21 protein-coding genes are annotated in these 20,597 nt (G+C 65.6%); 16 read left to right on the top strand and 5 right to left on the bottom strand.

Features of this window, described 5'->3' with window-relative positions:
* Nucleotides 1–28: 28 nt before the first annotated feature.
* Complete coding sequence (locus ABID37_RS13195) at nucleotides 29–1,522, bottom strand: NAD-dependent succinate-semialdehyde dehydrogenase (protein ID WP_354195452.1); 1,494 nt, start codon at nucleotides 1,520–1,522, stop codon at nucleotides 29–31.
* A gap of 228 nt (nucleotides 1,523–1,750) precedes the next feature.
* Entirely contained in the window at nucleotides 1,751–2,242 is a 492-nt protein-coding gene (locus ABID37_RS13190) for an Lrp/AsnC family transcriptional regulator (RefSeq protein ID WP_354195450.1), read from the bottom strand.
* An 86-nt stretch (nucleotides 2,243–2,328) separates the two neighbouring features.
* Between ABID37_RS13190 and ehuR the strand changes: the two genes are divergently transcribed.
* From ehuR to doeB, 10 genes are all read left to right on the top strand, one after another.
* Nucleotides 2,329–3,714 (top strand): MocR-like ectoine utilization transcription factor EhuR, encoded by a 1,386-nt coding sequence (ehuR, locus tag ABID37_RS13185; protein ID WP_354195448.1) that lies wholly within the window; start codon nucleotides 2,329–2,331, stop codon nucleotides 3,712–3,714.
* A 128-nt stretch (nucleotides 3,715–3,842) separates the two neighbouring features.
* Nucleotides 3,843–4,628 carry an ectoine/hydroxyectoine ABC transporter ATP-binding protein EhuA gene (ehuA, locus tag ABID37_RS13180; RefSeq protein ID WP_354195446.1) on the top strand — a complete coding sequence of 262 codons (786 nt, stop codon included), beginning with the start codon at nucleotides 3,843–3,845 and terminating at the stop codon, nucleotides 4,626–4,628.
* A gap of 73 nt (nucleotides 4,629–4,701) precedes the next feature.
* Nucleotides 4,702–5,553 carry an ectoine/hydroxyectoine ABC transporter substrate-binding protein EhuB gene (gene ehuB / locus ABID37_RS13175; protein WP_354195444.1) on the top strand — a complete coding sequence of 284 codons (852 nt, stop codon included), beginning with the start codon at nucleotides 4,702–4,704 and terminating at the stop codon, nucleotides 5,551–5,553.
* A gap of 84 nt (nucleotides 5,554–5,637) precedes the next feature.
* Entirely contained in the window at nucleotides 5,638–6,297 is a 660-nt protein-coding gene (gene ehuC / locus ABID37_RS13170; RefSeq protein ID WP_354195442.1) for an ectoine/hydroxyectoine ABC transporter permease subunit EhuC, read from the top strand.
* A gap of 16 nt (nucleotides 6,298–6,313) precedes the next feature.
* Entirely contained in the window at nucleotides 6,314–6,973 is a 660-nt protein-coding gene (ehuD, locus tag ABID37_RS13165; protein ID WP_354195440.1) for an ectoine/hydroxyectoine ABC transporter permease subunit EhuD, read from the top strand.
* A gap of 3 nt (nucleotides 6,974–6,976) precedes the next feature.
* On the top strand, nucleotides 6,977–7,756 hold the full coding sequence (gene eutA / locus ABID37_RS13160; RefSeq protein ID WP_354195438.1) for an ectoine utilization protein EutA: 780 nt from the start codon (nucleotides 6,977–6,979) through the stop codon (nucleotides 7,754–7,756).
* A gap of 5 nt (nucleotides 7,757–7,761) precedes the next feature.
* Nucleotides 7,762–8,748 carry a hydroxyectoine utilization dehydratase EutB gene (eutB, locus tag ABID37_RS13155; protein ID WP_354195436.1) on the top strand — a complete coding sequence of 329 codons (987 nt, stop codon included), beginning with the start codon at nucleotides 7,762–7,764 and terminating at the stop codon, nucleotides 8,746–8,748.
* A complete protein-coding gene (locus ABID37_RS13150) occupies nucleotides 8,745–9,737 on the top strand; it encodes an ectoine utilization protein EutC (protein ID WP_354195434.1) in 993 nt (330 codons plus the stop codon). The genes eutB and ABID37_RS13150 overlap by 4 nt, the downstream gene beginning before the upstream one ends.
* Before the next feature lie 35 nt (nucleotides 9,738–9,772).
* The gene (doeA, locus tag ABID37_RS13145) at nucleotides 9,773–10,963 is read left to right on the top strand and encodes an ectoine hydrolase DoeA (protein ID WP_354195432.1); all 1,191 of its coding nucleotides are present in this window, start codon (nucleotides 9,773–9,775) and stop codon (nucleotides 10,961–10,963) included.
* A gap of 3 nt (nucleotides 10,964–10,966) precedes the next feature.
* Nucleotides 10,967–11,953, top strand: coding sequence for a N(2)-acetyl-L-2,4-diaminobutanoate deacetylase DoeB (gene doeB / locus ABID37_RS13140; protein WP_354195430.1), 987 nt, complete (start codon nucleotides 10,967–10,969; stop codon nucleotides 11,951–11,953).
* Nucleotides 11,954–11,990: 37 nt separating this feature from the next.
* On the opposite strand, the gene ABID37_RS13135 is transcribed toward doeB, so the two are convergent.
* The gene (locus ABID37_RS13135; protein ID WP_354195428.1) at nucleotides 11,991–12,782 is read right to left on the bottom strand and encodes an N-formylglutamate amidohydrolase; all 792 of its coding nucleotides are present in this window, start codon (nucleotides 12,780–12,782) and stop codon (nucleotides 11,991–11,993) included.
* Between the two features lie 126 nt (nucleotides 12,783–12,908).
* On the opposite strand from ABID37_RS13135, the gene ABID37_RS13130 reads away from it, so the two are divergent.
* From ABID37_RS13130 to ABID37_RS13110, 5 genes are read left to right on the top strand one after another with little or no spacing between them, the layout of a single operon-like run.
* Nucleotides 12,909–13,700, top strand: a complete 792-nt coding sequence (locus ABID37_RS13130; protein WP_354195426.1) for an ABC transporter ATP-binding protein — start codon at nucleotides 12,909–12,911, stop codon at nucleotides 13,698–13,700.
* Complete coding sequence (locus tag ABID37_RS13125; protein WP_354195424.1) at nucleotides 13,693–14,415, top strand: ABC transporter ATP-binding protein; 723 nt, start codon at nucleotides 13,693–13,695, stop codon at nucleotides 14,413–14,415. Before ABID37_RS13130 ends, ABID37_RS13125 begins: the two co-directional genes overlap by 8 nt.
* The gene (locus tag ABID37_RS13120) at nucleotides 14,412–15,302 is read left to right on the top strand and encodes a branched-chain amino acid ABC transporter permease (RefSeq protein ID WP_354195422.1); all 891 of its coding nucleotides are present in this window, start codon (nucleotides 14,412–14,414) and stop codon (nucleotides 15,300–15,302) included. The genes ABID37_RS13125 and ABID37_RS13120 overlap by 4 nt, the downstream gene beginning before the upstream one ends.
* A 1-nt stretch (nucleotide 15,303) precedes the next feature.
* Complete coding sequence (locus tag ABID37_RS13115) at nucleotides 15,304–16,314, top strand: branched-chain amino acid ABC transporter permease (RefSeq protein ID WP_354195420.1); 1,011 nt, start codon at nucleotides 15,304–15,306, stop codon at nucleotides 16,312–16,314.
* Nucleotides 16,311–16,940: a cysteine hydrolase family protein gene (locus ABID37_RS13110; RefSeq protein WP_354195418.1), complete on the top strand. Its 630-nt coding sequence runs from the start codon at nucleotides 16,311–16,313 to the stop codon at nucleotides 16,938–16,940. The genes ABID37_RS13115 and ABID37_RS13110 overlap by 4 nt, the downstream gene beginning before the upstream one ends.
* Before the next feature lie 7 nt (nucleotides 16,941–16,947).
* On the opposite strand, the gene ABID37_RS13105 is transcribed toward ABID37_RS13110, so the two are convergent.
* Nucleotides 16,948–18,264 carry a type I glutamate--ammonia ligase gene (locus tag ABID37_RS13105; protein ID WP_354195416.1) on the bottom strand — a complete coding sequence of 439 codons (1,317 nt, stop codon included), beginning with the start codon at nucleotides 18,262–18,264 and terminating at the stop codon, nucleotides 16,948–16,950.
* Entirely contained in the window at nucleotides 18,265–19,188 is a 924-nt protein-coding gene (locus ABID37_RS13100) for a MurR/RpiR family transcriptional regulator (protein WP_354195414.1), read from the bottom strand.
* A 170-nt stretch (nucleotides 19,189–19,358) separates the two neighbouring features.
* Between ABID37_RS13100 and ABID37_RS13095 the strand changes: the two genes are divergently transcribed.
* The gene (locus ABID37_RS13095; RefSeq protein WP_354195412.1) at nucleotides 19,359–20,501 is read left to right on the top strand and encodes an ABC transporter substrate-binding protein; all 1,143 of its coding nucleotides are present in this window, start codon (nucleotides 19,359–19,361) and stop codon (nucleotides 20,499–20,501) included.
* The last annotated feature ends 96 nt before the right edge of the window (nucleotides 20,502–20,597 follow it).

Raw genomic sequence — 20,597 nt, 5'->3', positions numbered from 1 at the left:
TGTCTCCTTTGCAGATTCGCCGGCTGGCTCACGCCAGGTCGAGGCAGATATATTTGAGGTCCGTGAAGGCCTCGATCCCGTGGCGGGAGCCTTCGCGGCCGAGCCCGGATTGCTTGACGCCGCCGAAGGGGATCGGCGCGCCGGTGATCTTGACGCGGTTGATGGCGACCATGCCATAGTCCAGCGCATTGGCCATGCGCCGCTGCCGCGCACCGTTCTGCGTCACCACATAGGCGACGAGGCCATATTCGGTGTCATTGGCGCGGGCGACAACCTCGTCCTCGCTGTCGAAGGCGGTGACGGCGGCGACCGGCCCGAAGGTTTCCTCGCGCATGATCAGCGCATCGTCGGGCACGCCGGCCAGCAGCGTCGGCTGGAAGAACAGCGGCCCGGCTTCATGGCGTGCCCCGCCGCAGACAAGCTGTGCCCCGCGCGTCAGTGCGTCGGCGACCTGCTCCTCGACCTTGGCGACGGCCCGCTCATGCATCAGCGGGCCGATGTCGGCGCCAGGGGCAAGCCCCTCCGCCACCTTCAGCGCCTCGATGCGGCGAGCAAAAGCCGTACAGAAGGCATCGTAGAGCGGCCGCTCGACATAGATGCGGTTGGCGGCAAGGCAGTCCTGCCCGGACGTGGCGAATTTGGCGTCGAGCGCGATCTGCGCGGCACGTTCCGGATCGGCGTCGGCGAAGACGATCAGCGGCGCATGGCCGCCCAGTTCCATCACCAACCGCTTCATGGTTGGTGCGCACTGGCTGGCGATCCGCCTTCCGATCTCGGTCGAGCCGGTGAAGCTCAGCGCCCGCACGCGGCTGTTCGCGCACAGCGTATCGACAATCGGTGCTGCCGCGCCGGTGACGATGTTGAACACGCCCGCGGGGAGGCCGGCACGTTCGCCAAGCTCGGCCAGCGCCAGCGCCGACAGCGGCGTTTGCGAGGAGGGATGCGCCACGATGGTGCAGCCGGCGGCCAACGCAGCAGCGGCCTTGCGCGTCAGCATGGCGGACGGGAAGTTCCACGGCGTCACGATGCCGACGACGCCGAGCGGCTCGCGCCGCACCGCCATTTCCGCGCCGGGCAGATGGCTGGTTACGCCCTCTACGTTGAGCCGTTTGGCCTCTTCCGCATACCATTCGACGAAGGAGGTGGCATAGTCGATCTCGCCCCGCGCTTCCTTGAGCGGCTTGCCCTGTTCCAGCGTCATCAGCAGGGCGAGGTCTTCCCTGGCGGCGACGATCAGCTCGTACCAGTTGCGCAGCAGGCGCGAGCGCTCCTGCGGCAGCAGCGCGCGCCAAGCGGGAAACGCTCTCGACGCGGCTGCGATGGCTTCCGTGGTCTGTCCTTCGTCCAGCGCGGCGACGAAGGCGAGGCTCGCGCCGCTGGCCGGGTCGGTGACCTCGAAGCTGCGGGCCGCCGCGCTGGCCGTCCAGTGGCCGTCGACATAGGCGAGTTCGCGGTAAAGCCGCCGGTCGACGAGACGGTCGAGCGCTTCATGGCGCTGCTGGCGGGAAAAATGCGCGGACATGGCGTGGCCTCCCTGTGACGGGACCAGTCTAGGCAGGGATAGGGGAGAGAGGGTCCGTTCCGGCCGGGCGGCATGGAGAAAGTCTCTATTTCGTGCCTGGATGACGCGCGATGTCTCTGCCTGTGCTTAGAGCGGCGGACGCCCGGATAAATCCGGGCTGCCGCTCCATCTGTTTGTCTTGGCCGCATTTATGCGACGTCAGACAATTCCGTCTGACTGCAAAATGCTCTAGCCGGCCGGGCCGGCCAGTTCAGCCACCGGCAGCACGGTGTCGTCCTTCACGGTCTTGGTGACGATGTAGGTGAAATAGCGGTCGATGCCGATTTCGCGTTCGAGCAGCGAATCGATCAGGCGCTGATAGGCGTCGATGTCGCGGGTCATCACCTTGAGCAGATAGTCGACGCCGCCGCCCACCGACCAGCAGGCGACGATCTCGGGCGTGTCGCGCACAACCCGCTCGAACCGCCCGAAGTCCGCCTGCCGGTGGTTGGCGAGCGTGACCTCCACCAGCACGCTGGTGACCGGCGCAATCGCCCGCACCGAGACGCGGGCATGGTAGCCGGTGACGATGCCGGCCTTTTCCAGCCGCGCCAGCCGCATCCAGCACGGTGTTGGCGACAGCCCAACCTGCTCGGCGAGCTTCAGCTTGGTGATGCGCCCGTCGCGCTGGATCGCGTCGAGGATCTTGAGGTCTGTCGCGTCGAGCTTCGTGGCGGCCATGGCGTTCCGGTTTCGTGCTGCGACCGCACCATGAAGGTGAATGATTTCGATTGTCAATTGAACTGATTTCGATCTCTAATGAAGTCATGACACAATGGCGACCCGACCCCGCCCTGATCCGCCGCCCTGCCTATCTGTCGCTGGCCGACCAGTTCGCCCGCGCCATCCATGACGGCCGGCTCGAAAACGGCGAGCGCCTGCCCACCCACAGGGCGCTGGCGGACGAGCTGGCGCTTTCGGTGCAGACGGTAAGCCGCGCCTATGAGGAGTTGATCAGGCGCGACCTCGTCGTCGGGGAGATCGGCCGCGGCAGCTTCGTGCAGACCCAGCGCCGCGAGCCCGACCCGCCCTATTTGCCCGAGCGCCCCGGCGAGGTCATCGACCTGTCGATCCTCAAGCCGGTGTGCGAGCTGATGCATTTGGAGCGGCTGAAGCAGGGCCTGGCCTGGCTGGCGGGGGAGCTGCCGGCCAGTTCGGCGCTGTCGTTCCGCCCCAACATGGTGTTTCCCCGCCACCGCGCTGTGGCCGTGGAATGGCTGCGGGCCTGCGGATTGGAGGTCTCGCCGCAGAACGTCACGCTGACCAACGGCGCCACCGGAGGCATGACGGTGGCCTTGATGAGCGTTGCCCCGCCCGGTTCCACCGTGGCCACCGAAGCCATCGGACACCATACGCTGGTGCCGCTGGCGCGCTATCTCGGCTTCAATCTGGAGGGGCTGCCGATCGACGACGAGGGCATCGTGCCCGAGGCATTCGATGCGGCCTGCCGCCAGAGCGACATCCGCGCCGTGTTTGTGCAGCCCTCGGTCATCAATCCCACGGCCTCGCTGATGGGTTCGGTGCGCCGTTCGCAACTGGCCGAAGTGGCGCGCCGGCACGACATCGCCATCATCGAGAACGATGTGCTCGGCCCGCTGGTCGAGGATTGCGCCCCGCCTGTCGCCCATTTCGCGCCGGAACGCACCCTTTATGTCACCTCGTTCAGCAAGATCACCGTGCCGGGCCTGCGCATCGGCTATCTGGCCGTGCCGGACCGCTACGTCACGGCCGTTGCCAACCGGCATCTGGTGACGAACTGGATGGCGACGCCGATGGTGGCGGAGATCGCCACCAAATGGGTGAGCGACGGCACCGCCATGGAGCTGGTGCGCTGGCAGCGCGAAGCCGTGCGCCGCCGACTCGCCATCGCCGCGGAGGCGCTGGAGGGGATTGCCTTCCGCGCCCATCGCGACGGCCTGCATATCTGGCTGCCGCTGCCGGATGGCCGCGCCGAGGAAGGGTTCGTCGCGCAGGCGCGCCTGCAAAGCGTGGCCATCGCGCCCGGCGCTTCCTTCCGCATTGCGGAGGGGCCATGGCAACCGGCGGTGCGCATTTCGCTCGGCTCGACCACCGAGAGCGAGTTGCGCACCGGGCTGGGCGTCGTCACCCGGCTGCTGCTGGCCGATCCGGAACACCTGCTGCTGGCCATCTAGAGGCGCCTGTTTTTCGCTCGAAATTCGACGACCTCGCAAATATTGTCATGATATTATTTTGGCAATTGACATGATTTGAAGTCGTCCTCATCGTAAAGACCGGAACATCCTCTTGAGCGGGGAAGACATTGGCCGAACCCATTGTCAGGATCGATTCGATCACCAAGAGCTTCGGTGCCTTCAAGGTGCTGGACGGCTTGTCGATGCAGGTCATGCCCGGCGAGAAGCTGGCGCTGATCGGCCCCTCGGGTTCCGGCAAGACCACGATCCTGCGCATCCTCATGACGCTGGAACGCATCGACGGCGGCCATATCGAGGTCGAGGGCGAGCAGCTTTACCATATGGAGCGCGGGGGCAAGCTTGTGCCCGCCGACGAGCGGCATCTGGCCAGGATGCGCCAGAAGATCGGCATGGTGTTCCAGCTCTTCAACCTGTTTCCGCACAAATGCGTGCTCGACAATGTGACCCTGGCACCGATGCTGACCAAGGGCGTGCCGAAGGCGCAGGCACAGAAGCGCGCCATGGAACTGCTCGACATGGTGGGCATGGCCGACAAGGCCAAGGCCATGCCCGCACAGCTTTCCGGCGGCCAGAAGCAGCGCGTGGCGATTGCGCGGGCGCTGGCGCTGTCGCCCAAGATCATGCTGTTCGACGAGGTCACCTCGGCGCTCGATCCGGAACTGGTCGAGGAGGTGCTGAACGTCATGCGCCGGCTGGCCGACGAGACCGACATGACCATGCTTCTGGTCACCCACGAGATGGGTTTCGCCCATGACTTCGCCGACCGCGTGCTGTTCTTCGACCGCGGCCGCATCGTGGAAGAGGGCAGGCCGGAGGAGATCTTCCGCAATCCAAAGCAGGAGCGCACGCAAAGCTTCCTGAAGAAGATCATCGCGGCCGGACATCGGGTCTGACCGCACGGAGCGGCTTGCCGCGCCGAATGCCGCAGAAACCGCAAGACAGAAAACAGAAGAGGAACCGGGAACAATGAGAAAAATGGGAATTCTTGCAGGCGCCGCCGGACTGGCCTTCGCTGCCGTTCTGGCCGTCTCCGCCACCGCAAAAGCCGATGACGCCAAGCTGGAACAGTTGAAGGCGCAGGGCTTTGCCCGCCTCGCCATCGCCAACGAGCCGCCCTATACGGCGGTGGCCGCCGACGGCAAGGTCTCCGGCGCCGCTCCCGATGTGGCGCGCGAGGTGTTCAAGCGTCTCGGGGTGGAAGACGTTGTCGCTTCGATCTCCGAATATGGAGCCATGATCCCCGGCCTTCAGGCGGGCCGCTTCGATGTCGTCACCGCCGGCCTGTTCATGAAGCCGGAGCGCTGCGCGGCGGTCGCCTATTCGGAGCCGGTGCTGTGCGATGCCGAGGCGATGCTGGTGAAGAAAGGCAATCCCAAGGGCTTCAAGAGCTATGAGGACGTCGCCAAGGATCCGTCCGCCAGGATCGGTGCGCCGGGCGGCGGCACCGAGGAGAAACTGGCGCTCAACGCTGGCGTGCCGCGCGACCGCGTGATCGTGGTGCCGGACGGCCAGAGCGGCCTCAAGATGGTGCAGGATGGCCGCATCGACGCCTATTCGCTGCCGGTGCTGTCGATCAACGATCTGGTCCAGAAGGCCAACGATCCGAACCTTGAGGTCATCGCGCCGGTCGAGGGCGCGCCGGTCTATTGCGATGGCGCGGCCTTCAACAAGAAGGATACCGCGCTGCGCGATGCCTTCGACGTCGAACTGGCGAAGATGAAGGAGTCCGGCGAGTTCGCCAAGATCATCGAGCCCTACGGCTTCTCGGCCGCTGCGGCGATCTCGACGACCCGCGAGAAGCAGTGCGCTGCCCAGTAAATCCTGATTCCTCACCCGCCCTCTGTCCGAGCAGGGCGAAGGGCGGGTGAGAGAGAATTCGGAAATCGAACTCGACAGGGCTCCATGATCGACTGGTCCGGATATGTCGGCCTGATGCTGCAGGGCGCGCTCGTCACCATCGAGCTGACGCTGATGGGATCGGTGCTGGCGCTCTTCATGGCTTTTGTGGCGGGGCTCGGCCGGCTGTCGCGCTTCTTCGCCGTCAGGGCACTGGCCACCGCCTATATCGAGTTCTTCCGCGGCACCTCGATCTTCGTGCAGCTGTTCTGGGCCTATTTCGTGCTGCCGTTCCTCGGCATCGAACTGACGCCCTTGCAGGCGGGTGTGCTGGCGCTCGGCCTCAATGTCGGCGCCTATGGGGCGGAGGTGGTGCGTGGTGCGGTGCAATCCATCGGCAAGGAGCAATATGAGGCCTGCGTGGCGCTCAATCTCGGCCGCTGGCAGGGCATGCGCCATGTCATCCTGCCGCAGGCCTTCCTTCTCATGCTGCCGACCTTCGGCAACAACGCCATCGAGCTGTTGAAGGCGACCTCGATCGTGTCGCTGATCTCGCTGGCCGACCTGACCTTCCAGGCACAGGTGGTGCGTGCCCAGACCGGCAACACGCTGGTGCCGTTCAGCGCCATCCTGATCGGCTATTTCGCGCTGGCGCTGGTCATCTCCTGGGGCGTGCGCAGCCTCGAGCGGCGGCTTGCGCGCGGCATCGACGGGGTGCGTGTGTGATGGAGTGGGCCCGCTAATGGAATGGGATTGGAACTTCGTCCGTGAGATCATGCCCACCCTCATCGAGGGGGTGAAGATCACCGTTCTCGCCACCATCCTCGGCTCGGCGCTGGCGGCGGTGGTCGGCCTTGTCATCGCCCTGCTGCGCCGCTCCTCCAACCGGCTGGTGTCGCGGCCGGTCGGCTTCTTCGCCGAGTTCATCCGTGGCACGCCGCTTCTGGTGCAGCTCTACTTCATCTTCTATATCCTGCCCGATTTCGGCATCCTTTTGCCGCCGCTGCTGGCCGGCGTCATCGGGCTCGGCCTGCACTATGGCACCTATACGGCCGAGGTTTACCGGGCCGGTATCGACAATGTGCCGCGCGGGCAGTGGGAGGCGGCCAAGGCCTGCAACCTCGATGCGCGCCAGACATGGATGCATATCATCCTGCCGCAGGCCATCCCGCCGATGATCCCGGCGCTGGCCAACTATTTCATCGCCATGTTCAAGGAAACGCCGCTGCTGTCGGCCATCACCGTGCTGGAACTGATGAACCAGGCCAAGAGCGTCGCCAACACCTACTACCGCTATATCGAACCGATGACGCTGGTGGGCGCCTTCTTCCTCGTTATCAGCCTGTTTTCGGTGGTGTTGCTGCGCTGGCTGGAACGGCGTTTCGGGCGAGTGGAGAGCTAGGCCATGGATGCTCCCGTCGATATCCGCCTTCACGGCAACCGCCCGCCGCTCGATCCGCGTCCGCTGGAAAGGCGCGTCGGCCTCGTCATCCTGGCCACGGACCACACCACGGAGCCGGATTTCCGCCGCATGGTGGCGAGCGACCGCATCGGCGTCTATGTGGCGCGCATTGCCTATGCCAATCCGACCACGCCGGAGAACCTGCGCCGCATGCAGCCGGCGCTGACCGAAGGCGCCTCCCTCATCCTGCCCGGCGAGCCGCTCGATGCCATCTGCTATTCCTGCACCTCGGCCTCGGTGGTGATCGGCGATGGCGAGATCGAGGTGGCGATCCGCGCGGCCAAGCCCGGCGTGCCGGTGGTGACGCCCACCATGGCCGCCATGCGCGGCCTCAAGGCGCTCGGCGCCCGGCGCATCAGCGTGCTTACCCCCTATGTGACGGAGACCGGCCGGCCGATGTCCGACTATTTCCGCCGGCACGGGTTCGATCTGGCAAGCTTCACCTGCCTCGGCCTGGATGACGACCGGGAGATGGCGCGCATAAAGCCCTCCGCGCTGGTCGATCTGGCGCGCGAAGCCATGGCCGATGATGCGGAGGCGCTCTTCATCTCCTGCACGGCGCTGCGTTCGGCCGGCGTCGCCGCCGAAATCGAGGCCGCGATCGGCCGGCCGGTGGTGACCTCCAATCAGGCGACGGCATGGAACTGCCTGCGCCTGTGCGGCGATGCCGAACCACGCCTGCAATGGGGGCGGCTGATGACCCTGCCGCTTGCCCTTGATTGATCGCCATGCAGACAGTCCCTCTCCATGACATCGAAGCCGCGCGCCGACGCATCGCCGATCGCATCGTGGCGACGCCGACGGTTTCCTCCACATCGCTGAGCGAACGGTTCGGCGTGCCGGTGCATCTCAAGCTGGAACAGCGCCAGATCACCGGCAGCTTCAAGCTGCGCGGCGCGTCCAATGCGATCGCCTCATTGAGCCCGCAGGAAAAGGCGCGGGGCGTGGTGGCCGCTTCCACCGGCAATCACGGTCGGGCGCTGGCCCATGCGGCGCGGCTGGAAGGCGTGCGCGCCGTAATCTGCATGTCCAAGCTGGTGCCGGCCAACAAGGTCGATGAAATCCGCCGGCTCGGTGCCGAAATCCGCATCGTCGGCAACAGCCAGGACGACGCCCAGGTCGAAGTCGAGCGTCTGGTGGCGGATGAGGGACTGGCGATGGTGCCGCCCTTCGACGATCCGGCCATTATCGCGGGGCAGGGCACGCTCGGGCTGGAAATCGCGGAAGCCGTGCCGAATGTGGCCACGGTGCTGGTGCCGCTGTCCGGCGGGGGGCTGGCGGCGGGCGTGGCAGCGGCGGTCAAGGGCCTGAAGCCATCGGCAAAAGTCATCGGCATTTCCATGGAGCGCGGGCCGGCGATGAAGGCCAGCCTCGATGCCGGCCGGCCGGTGCAGGTGAAGGAACTGCCGACGCTGGCGGATTCGCTCGGCGGCGGCGTCGGGCTCGACAACCGGCTGACCTTCGCCATGTGCCGCGACCTTCTCGACGATGTGGTGCTGCTTTCCGAGGATGAGATCGCCGCCGGCATCGTCCATGCCTATGAGCAGGAACGCGAGATCGTGGAGGGGGCCGGGGCGGTCGGCATTGCAGCACTGCTGGCCGGAAAGGTGAAGCCGTCCGGGCCGACCGTCCTCATCCTGTCCGGCCGCAACATCGACATGGGCCTGCATCGAAGCATCGTATGTGGGACGGTGGAAGCGGAGCGCGCGGCATGAGGTCGATGACCATCCTCACCGAAGCCGAACTGCGGCAGATCGTGAAGCTCGACCTTGACGCCGTGGCCTGCGTTGAGAACGCATTCCGGGCGCTCGCCACGCAGAAGGTGGCTATGCCGCCGATCCTGCGGCTCGACATTCCCGAACATCGCGGCGAGGTCGACGTCAAGACGGCCTATGTGCCGGGAATCGACGGCTTCGCCATCAAGATCAGCCCCGGCTTCTTCGACAATCCGAAGCTCGGCCTGCCGAGCACCAACGGGCTGATGGTTTTGCTTTCGGCCACGACCGGGCTGACCGAAGCGCTGCTGCTCGACAATGGCTACCTCACCGATGTCCGCACCGCTGCTGCGGGGGCAGTAGCGGCCAAACATCTGGCGCGCGAGGATGCCGCCGTCGCCGCCATTTTCGGCGCCGGTATGCAGGCGAAGCTGCAACTGGAGGCGCTGAAGCTGGTGCGGCCGATAAAGCAGGCGCGCATGTGGGCCCGCGACCCGGCCAGGGCCGAACGCACCGCCGGCGAACTGCGCGAACTTCTGGGCATCGAAGTGCGTGCCGAGCCGGATGCGGCAAAGGCTGCCGCCGATGCCGACGTGATCGTGACCACGACGCCGGCGACCGAGCCGCTCATCCATGCCGGCTTCGTCTCCGCCGGCCAGCATATCACCGCCATGGGTTCGGATGCGGAACACAAGAACGAGATCGCGCTGGCGATCATCCGCATGGCCGATCTTTATGTCGCCGACAGCGCCGCGCAGACGCGCCGGCTGGGCGAGTTGCACCATGCCATCGATGCCGGGCTGGTTACCGCCGATGCCGGAGTCACGGAACTCGGCCAGATCGTCGCCGGTCTCAAGCCCGGCCGCCGTTCCGCCTCCGACATCACGCTGGCCGATCTCACCGGCACCGGCGTGCAGGATACTGCCATCGCCACGCTGGCGCGCGACCGCGCCCGGGCAGTCGGGGCGGGGACCATTCTGGAAAGCTGATGCCGGCCGCAAGGCCCTAACGAGGAACGTCGAGAATGCAGCCCAACCTGAAATTCAGCCGGGAGGAATATGGCGAGCGTCTGGAAAAGACGCGCCGGGCCATGGATGCGGAAGGCATCGATCTCCTGATCTGCTCCGATCCCTCCAACATGGCCTGGCTGACCGGCTATGACGGGTGGTCGTTCTATGTGCATCAGGCCGTGGTCGTGCCGCCGGAGGGCGAACCGATCTGGTTCGGACGCGGACAGGACGCCAACGGGGCAAGGCGCACGGCCTATCTCAGCCCGGAAAACATCATCGGCTATCCCGATCACTATGTGCAGTCCACCGAGCGTCATCCGATGGATTATCTGGCCGGCATCCTCGCCGACAAGGGGTGGGGCGCGAAGCGCATCGGCGTCGAGATGGACAATTACTGGTTCTCGGCCAAGGCTTTTGCCTCGCTGCAACAGCATTTGCCCAATGCGCGCTTCGAGGATGCGACGGCGCTGGTGAACTGGCAGCGCGCCATCAAGAGCCCGACCGAAATCGGCTATATGAGGAAGGCCGCTCGCATCGTGGAGGCCATGCACCAGCGCATCCTCGACAAGGTCGAGGTGGGCATGCGCAAATGCGATCTGGTGGCCGAGATCTATGACGCCGGCACGCGCGGCGTGGACGGGCCCGATGGCCGGTTCGGCGGCGACTATCCGGCCATCGTGCCGCTGCTGCCGTCCGGGGCCGATGCTTCCGCACCGCATCTCACCTGGGACGACAGGCCGATGAAGGCAGGCGAGGGCACCTTCTTCGAGATCGCCGGCTGCTATCACCGCTACCACTGCCCGCTTTCGCGAACGGTGTTCCTCGGCAAGCCGACGCAAGCGTTCCTCGACGCCGAGAAGGCGACGCTGGAGGGCATGGAGGCCGGGCTGGCGGCGGCAAAGCCCGGCAATGCCTGCGAGGACATCGCCAACGCCTTCTTCGCGATGCTGAAGAAGTACGGCATCGTCAAGGACAACCGCACCGGCTATTCGATCGGGCTTTCCTATCCGCCGGACTGGGGCGAGCGCACCATGAGCCTGCGCCCCGGTGACCGCACCGAGCTGAAACCCGGCATGACCTTCCATTTCATGACCGGCCTGTGGCTGGAAGACATGGGGCTGGAGATTACCGAATCCATCCTTATCACCGAGACCGGCGTCGAATGCCTCGCCAATGTGCCGCGCAAGCTGGTGGTGAAGGACTAGGACATGCCGAAGCCTTCCCCCATTTCCCCGACCGTCGATTTCGACCGCGATGGGGTGCAGCACGGTTTCCTGCGCCTCCCCTACAGCCGCGACGATTCTGCCTGGGGCTCGGTGATGATCCCGATGTGCGTGGTCAGGAACGGTGAAGGTCCGACGGCGCTGCTGACCGGGGCCAATCATGGCGACGAATATGAGGGGCCGCTGGCCCTCTACGAACTGGCGCGCACGCTGGATCCGGGCCAGGTTTCCGGCACGGTCATCATCGTGCCGGCCATGAACTATCCGGCCTTCCGTGCGGGCACGCGCACCTCGCCCATCGACAAGGGCAACATGAACCGTTCGTTCCCCGGCAGGCCGGACGGCACGGCGACGGAAAAGATCGCCGACTATTTCCAGCGCGAGCTGCTGCCGCGTGCCGATATCGTCTTCGATTTCCATTCGGGCGGCCGTACGCTCGATTTCCTGCCCTATTGCGCGGCGCATATCCTCCCGGACAAGGCGCAGGAGGCGAAGGCCTTCGCGGCGGTGGAGGCCTTCTCGGCACCGTTCTCGATGAAGATGCGCGAAATCGATGCCGTGGGCATGTACGACACGGCGGCGGAGGAAATGGGCAAGGTCTTCGTCACCACCGAGCTTGGCGGCGGCGGCACGGCCCGTGCCGAAACGGTGCGCATCGCACGGCGCGGCATCGCCAATGTGCTGCGCCATGCCGGCATTCTGGATGGGGCGGTCGAGAAGGCCCAAACCCGCTGGCTGGACATGCCGTCCGACGATTGCTTCGCTTTCGCAGAGGACGACGGCATGTTCGAGACCATGGTGGACCTTGGCGAGGACGTGCGCGAGGGCATGGTCATTGCCCGCATCCACTCCCTCGGCCGCACCGGTATCGCGCCGCAGAAGGTCAGGGCAAAAATGCCCGGCCTTCTCGTCGCCCGGCATTTCCCCGGCCTCGTCAAGGCCGGCGACTGCATGTGTGTCGTGGCGCAATAATTCCAACCGCACCGCCGAACGCTTGCCCGCCGATGCGTCACGCCACCACTTCGGCGGCCTGCCGGAGGCTGGTGGCGAGCAGCCGGGCCCAGTCCTCGACGGCCTTTCTGCCTGTCGTCAGGTCGTTGCGGATCTCGAACTCAACGCAAGGATAGCCGCGTTTCTCGCCATGGACGGGAATGGCATAGTCGGTGTCGTCGCCCACCGCATAGGGCTCGTTCACCCCTACCGCGTAGTCGGTGTTGGCCTGAAGATAATGCACGACCCGCGGTGCGAGCACCGTGTCGCGGTTGAACAGCACGCCGATCTGCCAGGGACGGGCGACGCCCTTGAAGACCGGCGTGAAGGAATGCACCGTGGCCAGGATCGTTCGACGGCCCGCCGTGTCGCGGGCGTCGAGGGCTTCGGTCACCGCGTCGTGGAACGGATGGAAAACCTCCGTGATGCGCGCCTCGATTTCTTCCGATGACAGGTTCGTATTGCCGGGAACAACGGTCGTTTCGCTGATCTCAGGAATGAAGGACGCGACGTCCGGCTGGCGGTTGCAGTCGCAGACCAGACGCGAATAGCGCTGCATGTAGAGCGGCGCGTCCAGCAGCGTGGCAAGTTCCATTGCGATATCGCGGGCGCCGATGTCCCACGCGATATGCCGGGAGCGGTCCACCTCGTCGAGGCCCAAGGTGCCGAGGCTGGCCGGAAGGAGCCGGCCCGCATGCTCGCAGATCAGGAAGAAGTCCGAAGTGCCCTGCGGATTGAACACCTCCAGCGGATGCGGCTCGCCAGCGCCCAGAAGCCGGGACGGCACGACGGCGGAAGGCTGGGGCGACATGATGGTCCTCCGATGTACGAAATTGTACAAAATCGCTATTATCTTTGTACTTGTATCTTTTGGTTGACGCAAACGCCTATTCACGAATACGCTTCATGCAGCAGAAAACGAGGAACGATAGCGAGCGTGTCGGCGCCGGACGTCATCACTGCGGACAGCCTGTCCCGCCGCTTCGGCGGTCTGGTGGCGGTCGAGGGCTATTCGCTGGCATTGCGCCAGGGCGAACTCGTCGGCCTGATCGGCCCCAACGGGGCCGGCAAGACCACGGCGTTCAATCTGTTGACCGGCATTATCCGCCCGACCTCCGGGCGCATCCGTATTGCTGGCGAGGATCTTACGGGGAGGGCGCCCAACGCGCTGGCGCGCCGCGGCGTCGCGCGTACCTTCCAGAACATCCGCCTGTTCAGTGATCTTTCCGTCCTGGAAAACATCATGTGCGGCGCGCATATGCGCCACGGTGCATCCTTTGTCTCCACGCTGCTGCAACTGCCGGCCTTCCGCCGGGCTGAAGGCGTGATCGGGCAGCGGGCGATGGAGATCGCGGAGCTGACCGGTCTGGCCCATATGGCGGCGCGGCGCGCCGGAGACCTTTCCTATGGGGATCAGCGCCGGGTCGAGATCGCGCGCGCTCTCGCCAGCGAGCCGGCCGCCCTTTTGCTCGACGAGCCCGCAGCCGGTCTCAACCCGTCGGAGACCGAAGCGCTCGTTGCCCTCATACGCGGCGTCAACCGGCAACTCGGCATCGCCGTGATGGTGGTCGAGCACGACATGCGCCTGGTCATGGGGCTCTGCCAGCGCATTCAGGTGCTCAATCGCGGGAGGCTGGTGGCGGACGGCACCCCGACGGAGGTGCAGAACGATCCCGGCGTCATCGAAGCCTATCTCGGCACAAGGCGAAGTGGCGGCGCAAATGCTTGAGGTGCGAGACCTGCATGTGTTTCGCGGCGCCACCCATGTGCTCAAGGGCATATCGCTCGATGTGCGCGAGGGCGAGACGGCAGCGCTGATCGGCGCCAACGGAGCCGGCAAGTCGACCACCTTGCAGACGCTTTCCGGGCTGCTGCGGCCCGGTTCGGGAGCCGCCGTCTTCAAGGGAACCTCGGGACCTGTCGATCTCACCCGCGCGACGCCCGAGCGGATCGTCGGCGAGGGGCTGGTCCAGTCGCCGGAGGGGCGGCAGATTTTCCACTCGCTCAGCGTGGCGGAGAACCTCGCCATGGGCGCCTATCTGCGCGGCGACCGCGACGAAGTGCGCAACACGCTGGAGCGTGTCCACGACCTGTTTCCGATCCTTAAGGAGCGCGCGAATTCGGCCGGCGGCACCCTGTCGGGAGGCGAGCAGATGATGCTGGCCATCGGCCGCGCCCTTCTGGCGCAACCCCGCCTGCTGCTGCTCGACGAGCCTTCGCTGGGCTTGGCCCCGCAGATGATCGAGCGCATCTTCGACGTGATCGCGACGTTGAAGGAGCAGGGAACGACGATCCTGCTGGTCGAGCAGAACGCCGCCATGGCGCTCGACATCGCCGACCGCGCCTATGTGCTGGAAAACGGCGTCATCACCCTGTCGGGAACCGGATCGGAGCTTGCCGGCAACGACCGGGTGCGGCAGGCCTATCTGGGGATGGCGCAATGAGCCAGTATGTCTTCCAGCAGATCATCAACGGGCTGGCGCTGGGCAGCCTCTATGCGCTGGTGGCCATCGGCTTTTCGATGATCTACGGCATCGTGCGGCTGATCAATTTCGCCCATGGCGATCTGGTGATGATCGGCGCTTTCACCACGCTCGGCCTCGTCGCCTACGGCGTGCCATGGCCGCTGATCCTGATGTTCGTGCTGCTGGTCGGCGCACTGGCCGGCATGACCATCGAGGCGACTGTGTTCCGCCCGATGCGCGGCGCGCAGCAGGTCACGGGCTTCATCGCCACGCTGGCCGTCTCGATCGTCATCCAGAACACCGGCCTGATGATCCTGTCGGGTCAGCCGCGTAACTTCCTCTTTCCCGCCTTCATGCGCCAGCGCGTGCAGATCGGCACGGTCAGCGCCTCGCTCACCGATCTCACCATCATCGGCCTGACGGTGGTGCTGATCGCGCTGCTGCTCGTCATCGTCTACCGCACGCGGCTGGGCACCGCCATGCGCGCCACCGCCGACAATTTAGCGGCGGCGCGGCTGATGGGCATCGCCGTCAATCGCACGATCCTCACCGCCTTCGCCATCGGCTCGGCGCTGGCCGCCGCGGCGGGGCTGCTGTGGGGCGGCAAGTTCGGCCAGATCGATCCGCTGCTCGGTTTTGCGCCGGGGCTGAAGGCCTTCATCGCCTGCGTGATCGGCGGCGTGGGCTCGATCGGCGGGGCCATGCTGGGCGGCTATCTGCTGGGTCTGGCCGAGGTGCTGTTCGTCGGCCTGCTGCCGCCGGAATTCGCCGGCTATCGCGATGTGTTCGTGTTCACGATGCTCATCCTCATCCTGCTTCTCAAGCCATCGGGACTGTTCGTGCGTCATGTCGAGGAAAGAGCCTGACATGACGGCGGTCCGCAGCTTCACCGGTCCGGTCGCCGGCATCGCCATTCTGGGCGCCTGCGCCGCCTTGGTCTATGGGGCACAGGCAGTGCTCAGCTCCTATCTGGTGACCCTCCTTGCCATCATGCTGATCAACATGGCGCTCGCCGTGTCGCTCAATATCAGCAACGGGCTGGCCGGCCTGTTCTCTCTCGGTCATCCGGCCTTCATGACCATCGGCGCCTATGTCTCGGCCGTGCTGACCTTTCCGCCCGGGCGCAAGGATTTCATGCTGCCGGACCTGCCGTCGTTCCTGATGACGACCCAGCTTCCGCTGCTGCCGGCGCTGCTGGTGGCCGGCATAACCGGCGCGGTCATCGCCTTCCTCGTCGGCCTGCCGGTGCTGCGCCTGAAAGGGCATTACCTGGCCGTGGCAACGCTCGGCCTGATCGTCATCGTGCAGGGACTGGCCACCAACTGGACCGGCCTGACGAGGGGCGGCTCCGGCCTCAACGGCATTCCGAGGCTCACCGGCATCTGGTGGTGCTTCGGCTTTGCCGCCGTGGTCGTCTATACGGCGCTGCGCCTGAAATTTTCCTCGCTGGGCCGGGCGATGATGGCCACGCGCGAGAACGCGCTGGCGGCCGAAAGCTCCGGCGTCAGCACCTATCGCATCCGCATGCTGGCCTTCGTGCTGGGCGCTTTCTTCGCTGCCGTTGCCGGCGGCCTGATGGTGCACCTGATCACCGTGGTGACGCCCAAATCCTACTCCGTTGTGCTGGCATTCAACCTCGTCGCCATGGTGGTGATCGGCGGCACCGGCAGCATCACCGGCTCCATTGTCGCCGCCGTGGCGCTGACCGGATTGTCGGAAGCCGTGCGCCCGCTGGAGGAAAAGCTCGGCCTTTACGGCCTCAGCCAGGTCAGCGTGGCGCTGGGCCTGATCCTCGTCCTGTTCTTCCGCCCGAACGGGCTGCTGGGGTCCGGCGAGCCGCGTTTCGTGCGCCGCATCTTCGGAGGTTTTCTGCCATGAACGCACCGCGCCCGCGCGACATCTACGCCTCGCGCGCCCAGCCGATCGTGCCCGAGCGCACCGGTCTCCTGATCATCGATGCCCAGAACTGGGTGATGGACGAACCCAACCGCCAGCCCCGGCCGACCTTCTACCGGCAGGCGCGCGAAACCGTCATCCCGAACCTGCAAAGGCTGGCGGCAGCCTGCCGCCGGTGCGGCATCGAGGTGATCTATACGGTGATGGAGAATTTCACGCAGGACGGCCGCGACCGCAGCCTCGACTACAAGCTGTCGAACTTCTTCATCGCCAAGGGTTCGCATGACGCCAGGGTGATTGACGAACTCGCCCCGGTCAGTGACGAGATGGTCATTCCCAAGACCTCGTCCAGCCTCTTCAACTCGACCAATTTCGAATATCTGGCGCGCAATATCGGCCTCGACACCATCATCGTCACCGGCTTCCTCACCGACCAGTGCGTCGACCACACCATCCGCGACGGCGCCGATCGAGGTTTCCACATGATCTGCGTCAGTGACGGCTGCGCCACCGATACGCAGGAGCGCCATGTCGCGGCGCTCAACGCCTTCAAGGGCTATTGCCGGACCGAAATCACCGACAGCCTGCTTAAAAAACTCGGGTCCTGACCAGCTTTCAATAGGCAGCGCGGTAGCGGCTGCACTGGTCCTCGTCGGACAGGTCGCGCATCAGGCTGGCCTCGAAGCGCTTGTGGGCAAGATAGGCCTGCTTGAGTTCCGAACCGATCATTTCGTCCATGTCGGCGTCCGCCTCGAACAGGTCGAGCGCCGCGTCCAGCGATTGCGGCAGGCGGGTGATGCCGAGCCGCTCCAGTTCCTGTTGCGGCAGGTTCTGAGGCGCGCCCTCGCACACTTCGGCGATGGGCAGGTCGCGATCCAGCCCGTGGAGCCCGGCGGCCAGGATGGCGCCCAGCACCAGATAGGGACTTGCCGCCGCGTCGGCGGCGCGGAACTCGAAATGATACTGGTGCGATATGTCGGTGCCGGCGCTGGCGAAGACCGGGCAGATGCGCACGCCCGCCTCCCGGTCGCGATAGCCGAGATTGTTGTAGGCCGCGCTCCAGCGATTGGGCGTGAGCCTCAGATAGGAGATGGTCGCGGCGGCGGTCAGCGCGGTGATCGACGGCATCTTGGCCAATATGCCGGAGATGAACGCCCCGGCAGTCGCCGACAGGCCGTCCTTGTGGCCGGGATCGTGGTTGACGGGCCGGCCGGTCGCCGCCTCGAACAGGCTGAAATGGACATGCACGCCGTTGCCCACCGCATCCGGCCGCAGGATCGGCGTGAAGCTGGCGCGCCTGCCGAGCCGGGTGGCGACCGCGCGGGCGATTTCCCGTGCCGCCACGGCCTGGTCCGCCGCCGTGACGCCGACCGTCGGGCCGACCGTCACCTCATATTGCGTCGGCCCGTATTCCGGCATGAAGGTGTCGAGTTCCACGCCGGCCCGCTGCAACGCGCCGAGATAGGCTTCGGCGAACAGGTCCTGCCGGCGGAAGGCATCGAGCGCGTAGCTGGAATTGGGCCGCTCATCGACGCCGTCATAGATGAATTCATGCTCGAAGGCGGCGCGTACGCGCAGGCCGTGGCGCTCTTCCAGCGCGCCCACGACGCGCTTGAGGAAGGAACGCGGGCAGACCGGCCAAGGCGTGCCGTCGAGCAGGCGGATGTCGCCCATGATGAAGTTCTCGGCGGCGTGGTCCGGCCCGAAATCCACCCGGACATGGGTTGCCGGGTCGGGGATAAGCACCGTATCGCCGAACGGTCCCCATGGGCTCGGTGCGATGGGGCCGTGGGCGGTGATCATGCTGTTGGTTGGCGTCCAGCCGATGCCCTTGCTCATCCGCACGTCGTAGTCGGAAGCGGGAAATCCCTTTCCCCGCACCTGCCCGGCAAGGTCGCAGGTGCACAGCATGACGATCTCTTCGCGCTTCATTCAGTCTGCTCCGGTCGACTCGTCCCGCTTCTGCGGCGAGCGGTTGAATTCCGATTCGCGCGGCGCGAAGGGCGTGCGCAGCGCCTCCAGCATCTCCATGCGCTTGCGGCCTGTATCGCCGCGCCGGATGGCCACCGCCCCGACCAGCGCCTCGGCCAGCGCCAGGCCAATGGTCAGCACATCGAAGATCGATGGCGACGACACGGGAAAGCGCAGCACATGGCGGGCCGAGCGCGCGGCTGGCGACTGCCAGTTGTCGGTCAGCAGCACCACGGTCGCCCCGCGCTGGGCGGCGGCGGCGGCGAATTCGATCACGTCCTGCTGGTAGCGGCGCACGTCGATGGCGACGAGCACGCTCGACTTGCCCATGTCGAGCAGGTTCTGCGGCCAAGTCTGCGTCTGGCCCTCGATGACGGTCACGCGGCCGCGCAAGGCCGTCAGCAGGTCGGCGAAATAGCGCACGAGATTGAACGAGTAGCGCCCGCCGACCAGATGGATATCGCGCCGGTCATTGGCCAGCAGCGCCGCCACCTCGTCGAACTCCGACTGGGCGATGCTCTGGCGCAGCGTTTTCAGGTGCCCCTCCATGGTGAGCACGAAGCGGTCGAGGAAGCTGCCTGACGGGCTTTCCTCCGCCGCCGGCTGCGTTTCGAACCGCAGCAGCGGCGATTGCAGGGTCTGCTCGATATGCTGGTGGAGGGCCGCCTGGAAATCGGCATAGACGCCGAAGCCCAGGCGCTTGACCAGCCGCAGCACGGTTGCCGTCGAAACCCCGCTTTCATGGGCGAACTCCGCCACGGTGCGCAGGCCCGCCATAGGGTAGTTGTTCATCAGGTGCCGCGCCGCGCGCGCCTCGCGGGCCCCCAGAGAGGGCAACTCGTCGCGCAGCCGTTTCACCAGATCCGCAGTCTCGGAATATGTCATGCGTCCTCACCCCTCATTTGTATCAAACCAGACAAATTACCGGATAGGAAGAAAAATGTATGATTCAATTGACTCTTCCCGGCACCTCTGTTGATCTAGATGAAAGACAGGGTCCGCGCGCCATGCCGGATCGTGCGTCCAACAAGAAAACAGCAAAGGGGAAGACGGCAATGAAAAGGTTTCTCATCGCGTCCGTCGCGCTGGCGGCAATGGTGGGCAGCGCACTCGCCCAGGAGACCATCAAGATCGGCGCGCTCTACAATGTGACCGGCGGCATGTCCTCGCTGGACGGACCCTCGCTCTATGGCGCCCAGCTCGCGGTCAAGCAGATCAATGCAGGCGGCGGCCTGATCGGCAAGCAGGTGGAGCTGGTCGCGCCCGACGGCAAGACCGACCAACAGGAGACCGCAAAGGCCGCGCAACGCGTGTTGTCGGAAGGCGTCGTGGCGGGCATCGGCCAATCCGACACCACTTTCGTGATGGCCGGCGCGCCGCTGTTCCAGGAAAAGGGCGTGCCTTTCGTGACTTCAGGCGCCACCCATCCCAAACTGCCCGAATGGGTCGGCGACTACATGTTCATGACGCCGTTCGGCGACGACGACCAGTCCTATGCCATCGCCGACTATGCCTATGACAAGCTGGGCGCGCGCAAGGTGGTGGTGTGGACCGACAACTCCATGGATTTCACCAAGGCGCTGAGCGCCTTCTTCACCGAGCGGTTCACCGAAAAGGGTGGTGAAGTGATCGGCACCGATTCCTTCATGATGGGCGACACCGATTTTTCGGCGCAGATCGCGCGGCTGGCCGCCGTCGATCCCAAGCCCGATGCGGTCTTCGTCTCCGCCATTCCCTCCGAGGCCGGCGTGTCGGTGAAGCAGATCCGCGAGCAGGGCATCACCATGCCGATCGTCTCCGGTGACGGTTTCGACACCGAGTTGGTTACGACGGTGCCGGGGCCGGAACTGGCAACCGACGTCTACTTTTCCACCCACACCTATCGCGCCGACGACCGGCCCGAGGTTGCGAAGTTCATCGAGGACTACAAGGCCGAATATGGCCGCGAACCCGAGAACGCCTTCGCGCCGCTCGGGTACGACGCAATGATGCTGGTGGCCGACGCCATCAAGCGCGCCAATTCCGCCGAGCCCGCCGATATCCAGAAGGCGCTCAAGGAAACGCGCGGCTTCAAGGGCGTCACCGGCGAGATCAGCTACACCCGCGCCTCGATGGTGCCGCCGAAGCCGGTCTCGATCATCAGCGTCAAGCAGGGCAACTACAAGGTCGAGGAAATCTGGACCCCCGAGCAGCAGTAGCCTGCGCTTGACGAAAGCGGGTCAGGTGCCGGCACTGCGCGGCACCTGCATGGCGAAAGCCGGCGGGGCCTGAACGGCCCCGTTTTCTTGCCGGGA

It is taken from the genome of Aquamicrobium terrae, assembly GCF_040545735.1.
Classification (GTDB): domain Bacteria; phylum Pseudomonadota; class Alphaproteobacteria; order Rhizobiales; family Rhizobiaceae; genus Mesorhizobium; species Mesorhizobium terrae_A.
Note: the sequence above shows the minus strand (reverse complement) of the source record. Positions and strands in the feature narration are given on the sequence as shown.